Below are 16,364 nucleotides of genomic sequence, written 5' to 3' on the forward strand. Positions count from 1 at the left end.
CAGCTCCTGCGCAGGTGCTCAATCGTTGAAGTCCTGCCAGCCGCCCATCTGCTTCCAGCGGTTGACGATGCCGCAGAACAACTCGGCAGTCTTTTCCGTGTCGTAGCGCGCAGAGTGGGCTTCGCGACCATCGAAGTCGATATCCGCAGCCTGGCAGGCTTTTGCCAGAACGGTCTGACCGTAGGCAAGGCCTGCCAGGGTGGCGGTGTCGAAGCTTGAGAAGGGATGGAACGGGTTGCGCTTCATGTCGGTTCGCGCGACGGCAGCATTGAGAAAGCCGAGGTCGAAGCTGCTGTTGTGGCCCACCAGGATCGCGCGCTTGCAGCCGTTGGCTTTGAGCGCCTTGCGGATGCCGCGGAAGATGTCGGTCAGCGCTGTCTCCTCGCTGACGGCCATGCGCAGGGGGTGATCCAGCTTGATACCGGTGAACTCCAGCGCTGCGGCCTCGATATTGGCCCCTTCGAACGGTTCGACGCGGAAGAAATAGGTGTGGTCGGGAAACACGAAGCCTTTCTCGTCCATGCCGATGGTCGTCGCGGCGATCTCGAGCAGGGCATCGGTGGCGCTATTGAAGCCGCCAGTCTCCACGTCCACGACTACCGGCAGGTAGCCACGAAAACGGGCGGCCATGGGATGGCGCGAGCCCGTGCCAGCATTGCCCGTGTCTTCGTCGTCGTAGTTGTCTTCACTCACGCATCTTTCTCCAGCAGGCGCCAGCGCAGTTTTTCACCGGCGCGCAGCGGAATGACGACCTGCTCACCGAAGGGCAGGCTGGTTGGGGCGGTCCACTCGTCGCGGACCAGGGTAATGGTGTCGGTGTTGCGGGGCAGGCCGTAGAAGTCCGGGCCGTGCAGGCTGGCGAAGCCCTCGAGCTTGTCCAGGGCATTGCGCTGCTCGAACGCCTCGGCGTACAGCTCGATGCCAGCGTAGGCACTGTAGCAACCGGCGCAGCCGCAAGCGGTTTCTTTCGCATGCTGGGCATGGGGCGCCGAATCGGTACCCAGGAAGAACTTGCCGCTGCCGCTGGTGGCGGCGTCTAGCAAGGCGACCTGATGGGTGTTGCGCTTGAGGATCGGCAGGCAATAGAAGTGCGGCCGAATTCCGCCCACCAGCATGTGATTGCGGTTGTACAGCAGGTGCTGAGGTGTGATGGTCGCGGCGACATTGGCCGGAGCCGCCTTGACGAACTCGGCGGCCTCGGCGGTGGTGATGTGCTCGAAGACGACCTTGAGCGTGGGAAAGCGCTCCACCAACCGGCGCATGTGCTCGTCGATGAAGATTTTCTCGCGGTCGAACACGTCGACGTCACCGCGGGTGACTTCGCCGTGGATCAGCAGGGGCATCCCGGCATCGCTGAGCGCTTCGAGCGCCTCGGTGATGTTGTCCAGGCTCGTGACCCCGGAATCGGAATTGGTGGTGGCCCCGGCCGGGTACATCTTGGCCGCCTTGACGAATCCGCAAGCGGCGGCGGCACGGATGTCGGCGGCGCTGGTGCGGTCGGTCAGGTACAGGGTCATCAGCGGTTCGAAGGCGCTGCCTGCGGGGCGTGCGGCAAGGATGCGCTGGCGATAGGCATCGGCGTCGACGGCGGTGCGCACCGGCGGTACCAGGTTGGGCATGACGATGGCGCGGGCGAAGGTCCGCGATACATCGGCCACGGTATGCGGCAGCACGGCACCATCACGAAGATGTATGTGCCAGTCGTCGGGACGCAGAAGGGTCAGGCGGTCGGACATTGGGGATTCCAGGCGGTTCGAACTCGCCGCGAATGCTACCGGAAAACGCCGCCCACGGCATCCGCTATCAAGTTTTGCAGGCCATGTCCGATACCTTGGAAGTACCCCGTTCGAACCCGTGGAGCCTGTCGTGCGCCAGCGTTATCTTGCCCTGCTCAGTGTGTTTGCCAGCCTTCCGGCCCTGGCGATGAATTTCCAGACGCGTCTGGAGAACGTCGAGTGGAAAGTGGCGGGCGATCAGTTCGAGTGCCGGTTGGGCCAGCCGGTTGCCAATTTCGGCTCGGCGGAATTCGTGCGGCGTGCGGGTGAGCAGGCGGTATTTCGCCTCAACTCGGCCAGCCGTCTGCTGGGCACAGGCTCTGCGACTCTTCTGGCTGCTGCAGCACCCTGGCAGCCGGGCCGCGGCGACATCAACCTGGGCAGCGTCCGGCTGGGCCATGGCGAAGCCCTGCTGACCAGCTCCCAAAGCCAGGCCAGTGGTCTGATGAATGGGCTGCTGGAAGGGCGCATGACCCTGATACGCAGCCAGTCCGGCGGACAGCCGGTAGAGATCCGCCTGCTGTCGGCACGCTTCGGCCAGGCTTTCGGCGAGTACCAGGCCTGTGCGGCGAAGCTGTTGCCGATGAACTACGACCAGATTCGCCTGAGCGAAGTGGGCTTTCCCCGCGGTCTCGAACTCGACGCGCCGGCCAAGGCGCGTCTGGACAAGCTGCTGGCCTTCATGAAAGCCGATCCCAGCGTCAATCACGTGCAGCTCGACGGCCATTCGGACAACAGCGGCAACCGCCTGGTGAACCGCGACCTGTCCAGGCGCCGGGCGCTGGCCGTTCAGGACTACCTGCTGGCCCATGGCCTGAGCGAAAGCCAGATCACCTTGCGCTTTCACGGCGAAAGCTATCCGCTGGTGGCCAACAGCAATGCTGCCAACCGGGCCCGAAACCGTCGCGTGAGCATCGAGTTGTCTCGTGTGGAGGCGCCGCCAAGCGCTGTCCCGGCCGCCGATTCGCCCGCCGTTCTGGCCACCGACAAGCCGCCAGCGAAGCCATTGTGACTGTCGCTTGTTCAACCAAAGCTGTCGCGCCCCTGTAAATTCGTAGCCTTGGGCGGTAGAATCGACGGCTTTCCGTAGAACCCCGTGGAGTGATGGCATGGCGGACGTAAACAAGGTCGTTCTGGCGTATTCCGGCGGCCTGGACACTTCGGTGATCCTCAAGTGGCTGCAGGACACTTATAACTGTGAAGTAGTGACCTTCACTGCCGATCTCGGCCAGGGCGAAGAGGTCGAGCCGGCACGCGCCAAGGCGCAGGCCATGGGCGTCAAGGAAATCTACATCGACGACCTGCGCGAGGAGTTCGTGCGCGACTTCGTGTTCCCGATGTTCCGTGCCAACACCGTGTACGAAGGCGAATACCTGCTGGGCACTTCCATCGCGCGGCCGTTGATCGCCAAGCGCTTGATCGAAATCGCCAACGAAACCGGTGCAGATGCCATCTCCCACGGCGCCACCGGCAAGGGCAACGACCAGGTGCGGTTCGAACTGGGCGCCTACGCGCTCAAGCCGGGCGTCAAGGTTATCGCGCCATGGCGCGAGTGGGACCTGCTCTCGCGTGAAAAACTGATGGATTACGCCGAGAAGCACAACATTCCGATCGAGCGCCACGGCAAGAAGAAGTCGCCGTACTCGATGGACGCCAACCTTTTGCACATCTCCTATGAAGGCGGCGTGCTGGAAGACACCTGGACCGAGCACGAAGAAGACATGTGGCGTTGGACCGTCTCGCCGGAGAACGCCCCGGATACCCCGCAGTATCTGGAGCTGACCTATCGCAATGGCGACATCGTCGCGCTGGACGGCGTCGACATGACACCTGCCACCGTTCTGGCCACCTTGAACCGCATTGGCGGCGAGCACGGCATCGGCCGGCTGGACATTGTCGAGAACCGCTATGTGGGGATGAAGTCCCGGGGTTGCTACGAAACCCCAGGCGGCACCATCATGCTGCGCGCCCACCGTGCCATCGAATCCATTACCCTGGATCGCGAAGTGGCGCACCTCAAGGACGAGCTGATGCCCAAGTACGCCAGCTTGATCTACACCGGCTACTGGTGGAGCCCTGAGCGCGTGATGCTGCAACAGATGATCGACGCCTCGCAGGTCAACGTGAACGGTGTGGTCCGGCTCAAGCTGTACAAGGGCAACGTGATCGTCACTGGCCGCAAGTCCGATGACTCGCTGTTCGATGCCAACATCGCAACCTTCGAGGAAGACGGTGGCGCCTATAACCAGGCCGACGCGGCGGGCTTCATCAAGCTCAACGCCTTGCGTATGCGGATTGCCGCGAACAAGGGTCGCACGTTGTTCTGACAGCCGTTTTCATAGCAGCGGTCGCGACACCCGCCAGGCGTGTCTCGAAAACCCTGGTTTCGACCGGGGTTTTTTATTATCCCAACAGCACGGTCCACTTCAGCCGGTTCGGTTGCAACGCCGCGACCTGGCAATTGAGCCTGGCCAGTCGCGCCGCCAGCGCATTGGACAAGGGTGGCGGGGGACAATGTCCTACCAGCACGATCAGCAGAGGTCTGGCGTGTTTGCGCGTCTCGAGCGCAGCTGCCAGCCGTTCAAGATTGGCGGTCATGCGCGCCCGCGTTGGCAGAGTACTGGTGTCGATGATGTGCAAGTCGTTATGCGCCAGCGTCACCCGATTGTCGATATTAAGTTTATGAAAATCCACTTCGGTATCCAGACTTTCCAGAAAGTACGCCGAACTTTCAAAGTCCGATGGAGAGTAAAGCGCTCGGCGATTGAAGTTGAGCGTGGCGAAGAAAAGAATGGCCAGAAACGTTGGAAAGCCCACCAGAAACCATATATAGATCGTCTGGCTGGTTTCATCCAGAAAGGGCAGGCTGGCCAAGGCGGATGCCTCGACCATCGCCGTGAACAGGGCGATGATGCCGAGCGGGTTGGGGCGGGTGATTTTCTTGTGGGCCACGAATGCCTCGCAGGGCCGCATGCGGCCGATGGTTGCTTGTCCACCGATAGTAGTAGGCCCGCAGGGCTGCGTAGGATGCATAGTTACCCAACCGCCAAAGCCGCACGACGCAGAGCAGGGAGAAAGCGTCTACCCATCGTGATGGCTCTAGCCTGGCGGTTTTCGTCCAAATACCGAGGGTTTGAAGGCGGTATTTATCCTGCAACAGCTTGGTCGGTTTACAGGGCACGGCTCAATTGAAGCGGCAGGGCAATTATGCAATGCTCCTGCTCCTTAGTTTCATAAGCAGAGCTCGAAGCCGTCAGGCACTGTACAAGAATTTTCACAAGCTCAGTATGTAGGAATATTCTCCTAGCATTGTAGGAAGTGTCTTAGTTATTGCTTGCCCAGATTCTGAATCGTCGAAGACGACAGGTCTCTGGGGTAATGTGCGGGCTCTAGAATTCGAACCGCAAAAAATTGGATCCTCCCATGAATAAAGTGCTGATCGTGGACGATCATCCGGTCATCCGCCTCGCCGTGCGGCTGCTGATGGAGCGCCATGGCTACGAGGTGGTGGCCGAGACCGACAACGGTGTCGATGCGCTGCAACTGGCCCGTGACCATGCGCCTGACATCGTCATCCTCGACATCGGGATTCCCAAGCTCGACGGGCTGGAAGTGATCAGTCGGCTGACGGTGAGCGAACCCCAGCTCAAGGTGATGGTGCTGACCTCGCAGGCGCCGGGGCATTTTTCCATGCGCTGCATGCAGGCGGGCGCGGCGGGTTATGTGTGCAAGCAGCAGGATCTCACCGAGTTGCTCAGCGCGATCAAGGCGGTGCTTTCCGGCTACAGCTATTTCCCCAACCAGGCCTTGCACTCGGTGCGAGCGAGCCTGGGCAATGCCTCCGAGGCCGACATGGTAGATCGCCTGTCCGGCCGAGAAATGATGGTGTTGCAGCAGTTGGCCAAGGGCAAATCGAACAAGCAGATCGCCGATGGCATGTTTCTCAGCAATAAGACCGTGAGCACTTACAAGACGCGCTTGCTGCAAAAGCTCAATGCCCGGTCGCTCGTGGATCTGATCGAATTGGCCCAGCGCAACGGCCTGGCCTGATCTGCAGGCAAGCGGTGTGCCCTAGAGATCGAAATCGTAGTCGGCCAACTGCCGTTGCAGACGCCTTTCCTCGAGCAGGTTGTCGATCGTACGGCGCTTGCTCAGATTGCTCTTGACGGGTTCAACGACAGGCTCGGCTTCTTCACTGTCTGCAGTGATGAAGTCGTCTTCCGTTTCCAATGCTTCTTTATCGCTACTCATGACGTCAGCTCCAGGCATGTGCTGCCAATGGCGGACCTTATAGCGATATTCGAAGACGGCGTAAAAAAGATTTTTTCAATCAAGAGATCGGCTCTTACAGGCAACCTCAATCGTCGCTTGTCTTGTGCTTGTATTCACACAGGTCTTCGATGCGACAACTGCCGCAGCGGGGCTTGCGTGCCTGGCAGACGTAGCGACCGTGCAGGATCAGCCAGTGATGCGAGTCGAGCAGGTAAGTCCGAGGTACGAACTTCATCAGTTTCTGTTCAACTTCCACCACGTTCTTGCCGGGGGCGATTCCGGTCCGGTTGCTGACGCGGAATATGTGCGTGTCGACGGCCATGGTTAGTTGTCGAAACGCCGTATTGAGCACCACGTTGGCGGTCTTGCGGCCGACCCCTGGAAGCGCTTCGAGGGCCTCGCGGGTTTGTGGCACCTCGCCGCCATGCCGTTCGACGAGCAGGCGACACGTCTCGATCACGTTGCGGGCCTTGCTGTTGTAGAGACCGATGGTCTTGATGTAGCTCGACAGTCCTTCGACACCCAGCGCATGCATTGCCTCAGGCGTCGGTGCGACGGGAAACAACTTCGCAGTCGCCTTGTTCACACCGACGTCGGTGGATTGCGCGGAAAGAATGACCGCGATCAGCAATTCGAAGGGTGAGCCGTAGGCCAGTTCCGTCTTGGGCTCCGGGTTGTCTTCGTGAAGCCGGCGGAAGATTTCCTGGCGTTTCGTGGCGTTCATCGGGCAGATAAATCCTTCGCGGGCAAGACTAGTGTGATTGAAGTGCAGCCAGGTGACGTTCGGCGGATTCGTGTTCGCGGCTCAAGGCGTCGAGTATGAGGTACTGCTCGAACGTGGGCGGTGTCACGAAAGCCTTCTGGGTTTTCGCCAACTGCGCACGGCTCATGGCCACGGCGATTTTCGCCTGTTTCAGGGCTGCGTCGCCAGTGCTCGCCTTGGCCGCCTTCGCTGCCTTGATCCGCTCGATCGCCGACAAGGCCGGGGACGACGGCCCCGCGAGGGTAGCCGGTCGCTGCGGCCTGTGTGATCGCTCGGCCTGCCGTGCCGCCTGGACCTGCTGTAGTCGCAGGTTGCGGGCCTCGTAGCGTTGCCGGGCCCGATCGCGCTTGTGCAGACGCACACGTTGCTGTTCCGTGCTGCAAGCGGGATCGCTCGCCAACGAAGTGAACGCCGATGCCGGTGCGTCACGCATTTCGATGCAATCGACAGGGCAGGGCGCGACGCACAGGTCGCAACCGGTGCATTCGTCGACCAGCACGCTGTGCATCAACTTCGGGGCGCCGAGAATGGCGTCCACTGGACACGCCTGGATGCACTTGGTGCAGCCGATGCATTCGGCTTCGCGTATATAGGCGATCTGGGCGGGGGCCGTACCAAGGGTCAGGTCAGGCGCCAGCACCGGTACCTCAAGTAGCTGCGCCAAGGCGGCGATGGTCGCCGCCCCCCCCGGCGGGCAACGGTTGATCGGCTCGCCGGCCACGATGCCGGCTGCGTAGGGCCGGCAGCCAGCATGGCCACATTTGCCGCACTGAGTCTGTGGCAACAATGCGTCGATGCGTTCGATCAGGTTCATGGGCGGCCGGATTGCGGAGGAAGCAGGTGGTGAGGTGGGCAGCGATCCTGCCGCTTGTCTTGCGATGAAGACAAGCGGCAGGGCGTGTGAACCTGAACCTATTTGATGCGCTGGCCCGGCTTGGCACCGCTGTCGGGGCTGAGCAGGTAGATTTCTTCGCCGCCAGGGCCTGCGGCCATGACCATGCCTTCGGAGATGCCGAAGCGCATCTTGCGAGGCTTTAGGTTGGCAATCATCATCGTCAGTCGACCCTCAAGGGCAGCCGGGTCCGGATAGGCGCTCTTGATCCCGGAGAAGACGTTGCGTTGTTCATCACCGATGTCCAGGGTCAGACGCAGCAGCTTGTCCGCGCCTTCGACCGCCTCGGCCTTGAGGATCAGGGCAACGCGCAGATCGACTGCGGCGAACGCATCGAAATCGATTTCGGCAGCCAATGGCTCCTTGGCCAGCTCACCGTTGCCAGTGGCAGCTACGGCAGGATCCTGAGCAGCGGCCAGGTCCTGCTTGGAAGCGTCGGTCATGGCCTGCACCTTGACCGGGTCGATGCGGGTCATCAATGCCTGGAACGGGTTGAGCGAGTGCTCGGCGAGCCAGGTAGTGTGGTCGTTCCAGGTCAGTGGCTCGACATTGAGAAAGCGTTCGGCTTCCCGTGCGAGCTCGGGCAGGACCGGCTTGAGGAAGATGATCAGCTGGCGGAACAGGTTGATACCCACTGCGCAGACGGCCTGCACTTCGTCGGCGCGGCCTTCCTGCTTGGCCAGCGACCAAGGTGCTTTCTCGGCAATCCAGGCATTGGCACGGTCGGCCAGGGCCATGATTTCGCGCATGGCGCGGGCGAAGTCGCGCACTTCGTAGGCTTCGGCGATGCTGGGCGTTGCGTCCAGGAATGCCTGGGTCAGCTCCGGTGCGGCATTCGCGGCGACCAATACGCCGTTGTTGCCCTTGTGGACGAAACCGGCACAACGGCTGGCGATGTTGACCACCTTGCCGACGAGGTCGGAATTGACCTTCTGCACGAAGTCGTCGAGGTTGACGTCCAGATCGTCCACGCCACGGCCCAGCTTGGACGCGAAGTAGTAGCGCAGGTACTCGGGCGCGAGGTGATCCAGGTAGGTACGGGCCTTGATGAACGTGCCACGGGACTTGGACATCTTTTCGCCGTTGACCGTCAGGAAACCGTGCACGTTGAGCGCGGTCGGCTTGCGGTAGCCGGCGCCTTCGAGCATGGCTGGCCAGAACAGCGCATGGAAATTGATGATGTCCTTGCCGATGAAGTGGTACAGCTCGGCCGTGGAATCCTTGGCCCAGTAAGCATCGAAGTTCAGTTCCGGACGGCGGGCGCAGAGGTTCTTGAAGCTGGCCATGTAGCCGATCGGCGCATCCAGCCACACATAGAAGTATTTGCCGGGTTCGCCTGGAATCTCGAAGCCAAAATACGGTGCATCGCGGGAAATGTCCCACTCCTGCAGGCCCGCATCGAGCCATTCGGCGATCTTGTTGGCCACAGCGTCCTGCAAGGTGCCACTGCGGGTCCAGCCTTCCAGCATCTGCTGGAAGTCGGGCAGCTTGAAGAAGAAGTGCTGGGAGTCCTTGAGCACAGGCGTGGCGCCCGAGATCGCCGATTTCGGATCCTTGAGCTCGGTGGGCGCGTAGGTAGCGCCGCACTTTTCGCAGTTGTCACCGTACTGGTCGGGCGCTGCGCACTTGGGGCAGGTGCCTTTGATGAAACGGTCGGCGAGGAACATCTGCTTCTGCGGGTCGAAATACTGGGTGACCGAGCGCTGGGCGATATGGCCGGCATCGCGCAGCTTCAGGTAGACCTCGCTGGACAGCTCGCGGTTTTCTTCACTGTGGGTGGAGTGAAAATTGTCGAAGTCCACCAGGAAGTCGGCGAAGTCGGCGCTGTGCTCGGCCTTGACGTTGGCGATCAGTTGCTCGGGCGTGATGCCTTCCTTTTCTGCACGCAGCATGATGGCCGAGCCATGGGCGTCGTCTGCGCAGACATAGACGCACTGATTGCCGCGATGCTTCTGGAAGCGCACCCACATATCGGTCTGGATGTACTCCAGCATATGGCCAAGGTGGATGGAACCGTTGGCATAGGGCAGGGCGCTGGTGACGAGAATCTTGCGTGGCTCGGACATGGGGCTCGGCTACTGGAAGTGAAACGAAGACCGAACACTATAAAGGCGCGAAGGGATTTTTTCACCTCTTGTCACGAGCTGCGATGCCGCCAGCCAGTGGAGGGCGCTTTGTCATGGTCTGCATGACTGCGACAAAATGTCTCAAGTTGCCGCCGCGGCTGCCGACAACCTGGGATTAGGAGACCTCTCTCATGATTCCGCCCCTGATTCCGATCAGCGTCGTGCCGGTGACTTCGCAACTCGACCCGGTCAAGCCGACGCCCAGCATCGCACCTGTGGCGCCGGCTCAGCCAGGCTCCAATGAAACCGCCATCGACCTGCGTCATCACGATGCCGATCAAGCAGCGCTGGTGCTGCGCGAGGAGCAGCGACGGCGTCAGCGCGAAGGCCGACCACCGGATCCGGACGAGCACGCGCCGGTGCCGGGCGACTCGCTCAACGCCGACAACACGGTACCGGTGGCCCCCTTGGTCGAGGGCCCGCCGCGCCAGGGACTATGGGTCGACATCCAGGTCTAGTCAGGGCCGTTCGCGCGCTGCATCATGAACGATCCTTTTCGCCACCGATTCGACACCGCCATGAGCCAAGACGACAACCTGATCGATTTCGCCAGCGAACGCGGCAAGCGTATCCACGACCTCAAGGACAAGCGCCTCAACGAGATGCGTCAGGCCTTCGAACAGGCGCTGCCTCTGGATCCGGCCAAGTCCAGGAAAAAGACCAAGAAGCCGAAGAAGCGTTGACCCAGGTCAATCCAGGCAACGGCGCGCCCGCGTAGGGTGACGTTTCGAGTGGATGCGGGAACGACCAGCGATGATGTTCGATGACATTTTTTTTGCCGGGGCACTGACCTTCGGCCTCGCGACCTTGCTCACGGTCGGCGTTGCGCTGTACATCTGGAGAGATTCCTACAGTGACCGGTGAGCGGTGGCGGATCAACGAAAGGGGCGACCAGGGTCGCCCCTTTTTTGTGGGTCGCGTTCAGCCGATGGTGATGGGTGGCGGGCTGACTAGGGTGACGGTCTGCTGCTTGCGTGGGGCAAGGATTTCAGCTTCGCCGTCGACGACCAGCTCATCGCGCTGATTGAACACGCGAGTGGCGATGCGGACACGGAACTTGGGCAGCTTTTCGAGGATTTCCAGGCGCACGGTCAAGGTGTCGCCCAGTTTCACCGGTTTCTGGAAGCTCATCTGCTGACCCAGGTAGATGGTGCCCGGTCCGGGCAGCTCGCAAGCCACAGCGGCGCTGATCAGGGCACCACTGAACATGCCATGGGCGATGCGCTCCTTGAACATGCTGGCGGCGGCGAACTCGGCGTCCAGGTGAATCGGGTTGTGATCTCCCGACATCGCGGCGAACAGCTGGATGTCGCGCTCCTGCACGGTCTTGCTGAAGCTGGCGGTCTGGCCGACTTCGAGCGCTTCGTACGGAGTATTGCTGACTTGGGTCATGGGTGTGCGGGTTCCTTAGCTTGACGGGGTTAGTGCCGCGTCAAATAGATTCACGATGTTAACAGGAGGGTGGTGCGCATTTGCGTCGGTTGCGGCAGCTGCTAACGTCGGCAGCATACCGCAGGCGCAATGGCCGGGCGGGCTTCGAATCAGAGGACAATAATAATGCATCCTGATTTCTGGAACGACAAGCGCCCGCCGGGCGTGCCCCACACTCTTGCGGTCGGTGAATTCACCTCCATTGTCGATGTGTTCGACCGCTCCTGTACCACCTTCGCCCAACGTCCGGCCTTCAGCAACATGGGCGTGACCCTGAGCTATGCCGAGCTCGACCGGCACTGCGCCGCTTTCGCCAGCTGGTTGCAGCAGCACACCGACCTGGTCCCCGGCGACCGTATCGCGGTGCAGTTGCCCAACGTCCTGCAATACCCCATTGCGGTGTTCGGTGCATTGCGCGCCGGCCTGGTGGTGGTCAATACCAACCCTTTATACACCGTGCGCGAAATGCGCCATCAGTTCTCCGATTCCGGAGCACGGGCGCTGGTCTACCTCAACCTGTTCGGCGACAAGGTCGAGCAGGTGCTGCAGGACACGAAGCTGGAGTACCTGATCGAAGCCCGCCTGGGCGACCTGATGCCCGCTGCCAAGGGCTGGCTGGTCAACACGCTGGTGAGCAAGGTCAAGAAGCGCGTCCCTGCCTACCATCTGCCCCAGGCGATACCCTTCAAGACGATTCTGGCGCAAGGCGCGGGGTCGTCACCCCGTCCGGTGGCGCCGACCCTCGATGACCTCGCGGTGCTGCAATACACTGGCGGCACCACCGGGCTGGCCAAGGGCGCCATGCTCACTCATGGCAATCTGGTCGCCAACATGCTGCAGGTGAGGGCCTGTTTCCGCCAGCTCGACGAACAGGGCCAGACGATCCTGCGCGAAGGCCACGAGGTGATGATCGCGCCGCTGCCGCTCTACCACGTGTATGCGTTCACGGCCAACTGCCTGTGCATGATGGTCACCGGCAACCATAACGTACTGATCACCAACCCCCGTGACATCGGCGCCTTCATCAAGGAGCTGAAAAAGTGGAAGTTCACCGCCTTGCTGGGGCTGAACACGCTGTTTGTGGCATTGATGGAGCATGCCGAGTTTCGCTCCCTGGATTTTTCCCATCTCAAGGTCACCAACTCCGGTGGTACGGCGCTGGTCAAGGCCACGGCCGAGCGCTGGGAAAGTCTGACCGGCTGTCGTATCGTCGAAGGCTACGGCCTGACCGAGACCTCGCCGGTGGCCTGCACGAACCCCTATGGTCAGTGCGCGCGCATCGGCAGCGTGGGCATTCCCGTGGTCGGCACGGGACTGAAGGTGATCGACGATCAAGGCGTCGAGCTGCCGCTGGGTGAGCGCGGCGAGCTGTGCATCCAGGGTCCGCAGGTGATGCGCGGCTATTGGCAGCAGCCCGAGGCGACCGCCGAGGCGCTGGACACGCACGGCTGGTTCAAGACCGGCGACATCGCCGTCATCGATCCCGACGGCTATGTGCGCATCGTCGACCGCAAGAAGGACCTGATCATCGTTTCGGGTTTCAACGTCTATCCGAACGAAATCGAGGACGTGGTCATGGCGCATCCTCAGGTGGCCAATTGCGCGGCCATCGGGGTAGCGGACGAGCGCGCCGGCGAGGCGGTCAAGCTGTTCGTGGTGGCCCGTGATCCACAGCTGACCACGGCTGAGCTGATGGCCTACTGCAAGGCCAACTTCACCGGCTACAAGCTGCCACGGGAAATCGTCCTGCGCGACGCCTTGCCGATGACACCCGTGGGCAAGATCCTGCGACGTGAACTGCGCGACGGTTGATGCACCGAACAGGGGTCGTGGCGGGCGTTGCAGAGGGGCGCCAGCGAGCCCGGATACAAGCTGGATCCACTGTGACTGGAACTGTCAATCCGGTCACAATGGTTACCGTCTGGCCACCTTCAGCCTCTAGTCGCCTCATGGCAAAGCTGCTACTCTCGGCGCGCTTTTCGGCATTCGGACCTGTATGGGTCGTGCTGACATATCAATAATAATCGCATCGAATGCGGTGAAGATTCGCTGGCGCTGGAGGAGTGGGCTTCCATGATCGAAAATTTCTGGAAGGATAAGTATCCGGCTGGAATCGCGGCGGATATCGATCCAGACATGTATCCCAATATCCAGGCAGTGCTCAAGCAGTCCTGCCAGCGCTTCGCCGACAAGCCGGCGTTCAGCAACCTGGGCAAGACCCTCACCTACGGTGAGCTTTACGAGCTATCGGGAGCTTTCGCCGCCTATCTGCAGCAGAACACCGACCTGGTGCCGGGTGATCGCATTGCGGTGCAGTTGCCCAACGTCCTGCAGTATCCGGTGGCGGTCTTCGGTGCGATTCGCGCAGGCCTGGTGGTGGTCAACACCAACCCGCTGTATACCGCGCGGGAAATGGAGCACCAGTTCAAGGACTCCGGCGCCAAGGCCCTGGTGTGCCTGGCCAACATGGCGCACCTGGCGGAAAAGGTCGTCCCCAAGACGTCCGTCCGCCATGTCATCGTCACTGAAGTCGCCGACCTGCTGCCGCCGCTCAAGCGTCTGCTGGTCAACAGCGTGATCAAGTACGTGAAGAAAATGGTCCCGGCCTATCACCTGCCACGGGCAGTGAAGTTCAACGATGTGTTGAGCAAGGGACGCGGCCAAGCCGTCAACGAAGCCAACCCGGCCAGCTCGGAAGTGGCCGTGTTGCAGTACACCGGCGGCACCACCGGCGTGGCGAAGGGGGCGATGCTCACCCATCGCAACCTGGTGGCCAACATGCTGCAGTGCAAGGCCTTGATGGGGTCCAACCTCGACGAAGGCTGCGAAATACTGATCACGCCGCTGCCGCTCTACCATATCTATGCTTTCACCTTTCACTGCATGGCCATGATGCTGATCGGCAACCACAATGTGCTGATCAGCAACCCGCGCGACCTGCAGGCGATGGTCAAGGAGCTGTCGAAGTGGAAGTTCAGCGGCTTCGTCGGGCTCAACACACTGTTCGTGGCCCTTTGCAACAACGAGGCGTTTCGCAAGCTGGACTTCTCGGCGCTGAAAGTCACGCTGTCGGGCGGCATGGCCCTGCAACTGGCCGCCGCCGAGCGCTGGAAAGAAGTGACCGGCTGCGCCATCTGCGAAGGCTACGGCATGACCGAAACCAGCCCGGTGGCGACGGTCAACCCCAACCAGCGCATCCAGATCGGCACCATCGGCATTCCGGTGCCGTCCACGCTGGCCAAGATCATCAACGATGCAGGCGAAGAACTGCCATTGGGTGAGATCGGCGAGTTGTGCATCAAGGGCCCGCAGGTCATGAAGGGCTACTGGCAGCGCCAGGAGGCCACCGCCGAGATCCTCGACGCGCAGGGCTGGCTGAAGACCGGCGACATTGCGCTGATCCAGCCCGACGGCTACATGCGTATCGTCGATCGCAAGAAGGACATGATCCTGGTCTCGGGCTTCAACGTGTACCCCAACGAGCTCGAAGACGTCCTTGCCACTTTGCCGGGCGTGCTGCAATGCGCAGCCATCGGCATACCGGACGAGAAGTCCGGCGAGTCGATCAAGATTTTCGTCGTGGCCAAACCTGGTGTCACCCTGACCAAGGAAAAGGTCATGGAGCATATGCGCGCCAACGTCACTGCCTACAAGGTGCCGCGCACGGTTGAATTCCGTGATGTGCTGCCGACCACCAACGTGGGCAAGATCCTGCGCCGCGAGCTGCGCGATGAAGAGCTCAAGAAGCTGGGTTTGAAAAAAAACGTTTGAAGACAAGCGCGCGCGTGCAGCTTCTTTTTCGACCGCGAGGTGTGAGCAGCCCCCTTACACAGGGTGCCATTTGTGAGGCGTCGTCATTGTTCTTAGCATTTGATCAACGCGGCAGATGCCGTGGAGCGATCAACCTCTATGAATAAGGATTATTTATGCGCGCACGTGAACTTGGCATCACCCTGGGGCACGGTACTCCGGGCCCTTTGAATGCGATCACCGATGTGGACGGCGTTCGCGTTGGTCATGCCACCTTGATCGCCGAAGGCGAGTCAGGCCAGATCAGAACCGGTGTCAGCATCGTTCAGCCACGCGCTGAACATGCTCGCCTGCAACCCTGTTTTGCCGGCTGTCACGTTCTCAACGGGAATGGCGATGCCACTGGACTTGAGTGGATCCGTGAGAATGGGATGTTGACCACGCCGATTGGCATTACCAACACCCACAGCGTGGGCGTGGTGAGGGATACATTGATCGCCTTGGAGCGAGAGCAACTGGCCACTGATTCGACGTATTGGTGCATGCCCGTGGTCATGGAAACGTTCGATGGCAGGCTGAGTGACATCTGGGGTCAGCATGTCAGTGTGCAGCTGGTGCGCGAAGCCGTTGACGACGCCAAGGCCGGTGAGGTTGCCGAAGGTGCGGTTGGCGGTGGCACAGGCATGATCTGTCATGAGTTCAAAGGCGGAATCGGCACATCGTCCAGGGTGGTTGCTGACGCAAAAGGCGGCTGGACTGTGGGCGCGCTGGTTCAGGCCAACCATGGCACGCGTCAGAACCTGCGGGTGGATGGTTATCCGGTAGGCCGCCAGCTGATGGATATCGGTTCACCCTTCGCCTCTGGCGGCACCCCTGGCATGGGGTCCATCGTCGTGATTCTGGCTACCGATGCCCCCCTTCTGCCTCACCAATGCCAGCGGCTGGCTCAGCGAGCATCGCTTGGCATTGCTCGAACCGGTGGGGGTACGGAGGATTCAAGCGGAGATATCTTCCTGGCGTTTTCCACCGCCAACAGAGACCTGCCCATCGCCGACTATGCCCGTGAGGAGAGTGAGCTAACCGTGCCTCTGACGATGATCAGCAATGATCATATTTCTGCCCTGTTCGAAGCTGCTGGAGAGGCGGTGGAAGAAGCGATCATCAATGCCCTGCTGGCCGGCGAAGATATGGATACCGAGGATGGTGTGACCGTCCATGGCCTGAGCGGCGATACGCTGCTTGAGGCGCTGCACAACGTAGGCTGGAAGCCCGCCGAGTAACGACCATCGACGCGAGGGGTCTGTCGGTCAGCTCCTCGCGTTGCCAATCGCTTACAGAAAGCAGTGTTCCTCCAA

At 61.1% G+C, this 16,364-nt stretch carries 15 protein-coding genes and 1 pseudogene; 8 read left to right on the forward strand and 8 right to left on the reverse strand.

The window, feature by feature from the left end; genetic code table 11:
* Window positions 1–18 precede the first annotated feature (18 nt).
* Window positions 19–693: a ribonuclease T gene (rnt, locus tag BLV18_RS05550; RefSeq protein WP_049861119.1), complete on the reverse strand. Its 675-nt coding sequence runs from the start codon at window positions 691–693 to the stop codon at window positions 19–21.
* Window positions 690–1,736, reverse strand: a complete 1,047-nt coding sequence (gene pyrC, locus BLV18_RS05555; protein WP_090356860.1) for a dihydroorotase — start codon at window positions 1,734–1,736, stop codon at window positions 690–692. The genes rnt and pyrC overlap by 4 nt, the downstream gene beginning before the upstream one ends.
* A gap of 130 nt (window positions 1,737–1,866) precedes the next feature.
* On the opposite strand from pyrC, the gene BLV18_RS05560 reads away from it, so the two are divergent.
* Together BLV18_RS05560 and BLV18_RS05565 are read left to right on the forward strand one after the other, a co-directional pair.
* On the forward strand, window positions 1,867–2,787 hold the full coding sequence (locus BLV18_RS05560; RefSeq protein WP_090356862.1) for a flagellar protein MotY: 921 nt from the start codon (window positions 1,867–1,869) through the stop codon (window positions 2,785–2,787).
* A 97-nt stretch (window positions 2,788–2,884) separates the two neighbouring features.
* Complete coding sequence (locus tag BLV18_RS05565; RefSeq protein WP_090356864.1) at window positions 2,885–4,102, forward strand: argininosuccinate synthase; 1,218 nt, start codon at window positions 2,885–2,887, stop codon at window positions 4,100–4,102.
* Window positions 4,103–4,178: 76 nt separating this feature from the next.
* Here BLV18_RS05565 and BLV18_RS05570 read toward each other — a convergent pair whose 3' ends face one another.
* Window positions 4,179–4,727 carry a hypothetical protein gene (locus BLV18_RS05570; protein ID WP_139211006.1) on the reverse strand — a complete coding sequence of 183 codons (549 nt, stop codon included), beginning with the start codon at window positions 4,725–4,727 and terminating at the stop codon, window positions 4,179–4,181.
* A gap of 471 nt (window positions 4,728–5,198) precedes the next feature.
* Here BLV18_RS05570 and BLV18_RS05575 point away from each other — a divergent pair, with 471 nt between their 5' ends.
* Window positions 5,199–5,825, forward strand: a complete 627-nt coding sequence (locus BLV18_RS05575; RefSeq protein ID WP_049861113.1) for a response regulator transcription factor — start codon at window positions 5,199–5,201, stop codon at window positions 5,823–5,825.
* A 21-nt stretch (window positions 5,826–5,846) separates the two neighbouring features.
* Here the strand turns inward: BLV18_RS05575 and BLV18_RS05580 are convergent, their stop codons facing one another.
* From BLV18_RS05580 to metG, 4 genes and pseudogenes are all read right to left on the reverse strand, one after another.
* Window positions 5,847–6,026, reverse strand: coding sequence for a PA3496 family putative envelope integrity protein (locus tag BLV18_RS05580; RefSeq protein WP_090356868.1), 180 nt, complete (start codon window positions 6,024–6,026; stop codon window positions 5,847–5,849).
* Window positions 6,027–6,132: 106 nt separating this feature from the next.
* On the reverse strand, window positions 6,133–6,771 hold the full coding sequence (nth, locus tag BLV18_RS05585) for an endonuclease III (protein ID WP_090356870.1): 639 nt from the start codon (window positions 6,769–6,771) through the stop codon (window positions 6,133–6,135).
* Window positions 6,772–6,805: 34 nt separating this feature from the next.
* Window positions 6,806–7,624, reverse strand: a pseudogene (locus BLV18_RS05590) (RnfABCDGE type electron transport complex subunit B); the annotation flags it as partial.
* Between the two features lie 98 nt (window positions 7,625–7,722).
* Window positions 7,723–9,768 carry a methionine--tRNA ligase gene (gene metG / locus BLV18_RS05595; protein WP_090356876.1) on the reverse strand — a complete coding sequence of 682 codons (2,046 nt, stop codon included), beginning with the start codon at window positions 9,766–9,768 and terminating at the stop codon, window positions 7,723–7,725.
* Window positions 9,769–9,959: 191 nt separating this feature from the next.
* Here metG and BLV18_RS05600 point away from each other — a divergent pair, with 191 nt between their 5' ends.
* Together BLV18_RS05600 and BLV18_RS05605 are read left to right on the forward strand one after the other, a co-directional pair.
* Window positions 9,960–10,286 carry an aspartate-semialdehyde dehydrogenase gene (locus BLV18_RS05600; RefSeq protein WP_090356878.1) on the forward strand — a complete coding sequence of 109 codons (327 nt, stop codon included), beginning with the start codon at window positions 9,960–9,962 and terminating at the stop codon, window positions 10,284–10,286.
* A gap of 24 nt (window positions 10,287–10,310) precedes the next feature.
* A complete protein-coding gene (locus tag BLV18_RS05605) occupies window positions 10,311–10,511 on the forward strand; it encodes a hypothetical protein (protein ID WP_049861107.1) in 201 nt (66 codons plus the stop codon).
* 238 nt (window positions 10,512–10,749) lie between these two features.
* Here the strand turns inward: BLV18_RS05605 and BLV18_RS05610 are convergent, their stop codons facing one another.
* Window positions 10,750–11,220, reverse strand: a complete 471-nt coding sequence (locus BLV18_RS05610; protein ID WP_049861106.1) for a MaoC family dehydratase — start codon at window positions 11,218–11,220, stop codon at window positions 10,750–10,752.
* A 165-nt stretch (window positions 11,221–11,385) separates the two neighbouring features.
* On the opposite strand from BLV18_RS05610, the gene fadD2 reads away from it, so the two are divergent.
* The 3 genes from fadD2 (at window position 11,386) to BLV18_RS05625 (ending at window position 16,289) form a co-directional block, all read left to right on the forward strand.
* Entirely contained in the window at window positions 11,386–13,071 is a 1,686-nt protein-coding gene (fadD2, locus tag BLV18_RS05615; RefSeq protein ID WP_090356881.1) for a long-chain-fatty-acid--CoA ligase FadD2, read from the forward strand.
* A gap of 261 nt (window positions 13,072–13,332) precedes the next feature.
* Window positions 13,333–15,030, forward strand: coding sequence for a long-chain-fatty-acid--CoA ligase FadD1 (gene fadD1 / locus BLV18_RS05620; RefSeq protein WP_090356884.1), 1,698 nt, complete (start codon window positions 13,333–13,335; stop codon window positions 15,028–15,030).
* Between the two features lie 155 nt (window positions 15,031–15,185).
* Window positions 15,186–16,289 carry a DmpA family aminopeptidase gene (locus BLV18_RS05625; protein ID WP_090356886.1) on the forward strand — a complete coding sequence of 368 codons (1,104 nt, stop codon included), beginning with the start codon at window positions 15,186–15,188 and terminating at the stop codon, window positions 16,287–16,289.
* The last annotated feature ends 75 nt before the right edge of the window (window positions 16,290–16,364 follow it).

The organism is Pseudomonas coleopterorum, assembly GCF_900105555.1.
GTDB lineage: Bacteria > Pseudomonadota > Gammaproteobacteria > Pseudomonadales > Pseudomonadaceae > Aquipseudomonas > Aquipseudomonas coleopterorum.

Bases quoted from the DNA above. Each gene is read 5' to 3' on its own strand.
- pyrC (WP_090356860.1), bottom strand. From the start codon at position 1,736: ATGTCCGACCGCCTGACCCTTCTGCGTCCCGACGACTGGCACATACAT.
- BLV18_RS05565 (WP_090356864.1), top strand. From the start codon at position 2,885: ATGGCGGACGTAAACAAGGTCGTTCTGGCGTATTCCGGCGGCCTGGAC.
- BLV18_RS05575 (WP_049861113.1), top strand. From the start codon at position 5,199: ATGAATAAAGTGCTGATCGTGGACGATCATCCGGTCATCCGCCTCGCC.
- BLV18_RS05580 (WP_090356868.1), bottom strand. From the start codon at position 6,026: ATGAGTAGCGATAAAGAAGCATTGGAAACGGAAGACGACTTCATCACT.
- nth (WP_090356870.1), bottom strand. From the start codon at position 6,771: ATGAACGCCACGAAACGCCAGGAAATCTTCCGCCGGCTTCACGAAGAC.
- metG (WP_090356876.1), bottom strand. From the start codon at position 9,768: ATGTCCGAGCCACGCAAGATTCTCGTCACCAGCGCCCTGCCCTATGCC.
- BLV18_RS05600 (WP_090356878.1), top strand. From the start codon at position 9,960: ATGATTCCGCCCCTGATTCCGATCAGCGTCGTGCCGGTGACTTCGCAA.
- BLV18_RS05605 (WP_049861107.1), top strand. From the start codon at position 10,311: ATGAACGATCCTTTTCGCCACCGATTCGACACCGCCATGAGCCAAGAC.
- BLV18_RS05610 (WP_049861106.1), bottom strand. From the start codon at position 11,220: ATGACCCAAGTCAGCAATACTCCGTACGAAGCGCTCGAAGTCGGCCAG.
- fadD2 (WP_090356881.1), top strand. From the start codon at position 11,386: ATGCATCCTGATTTCTGGAACGACAAGCGCCCGCCGGGCGTGCCCCAC.
- fadD1 (WP_090356884.1), top strand. From the start codon at position 13,333: ATGATCGAAAATTTCTGGAAGGATAAGTATCCGGCTGGAATCGCGGCG.
- BLV18_RS05625 (WP_090356886.1), top strand. From the start codon at position 15,186: ATGCGCGCACGTGAACTTGGCATCACCCTGGGGCACGGTACTCCGGGC.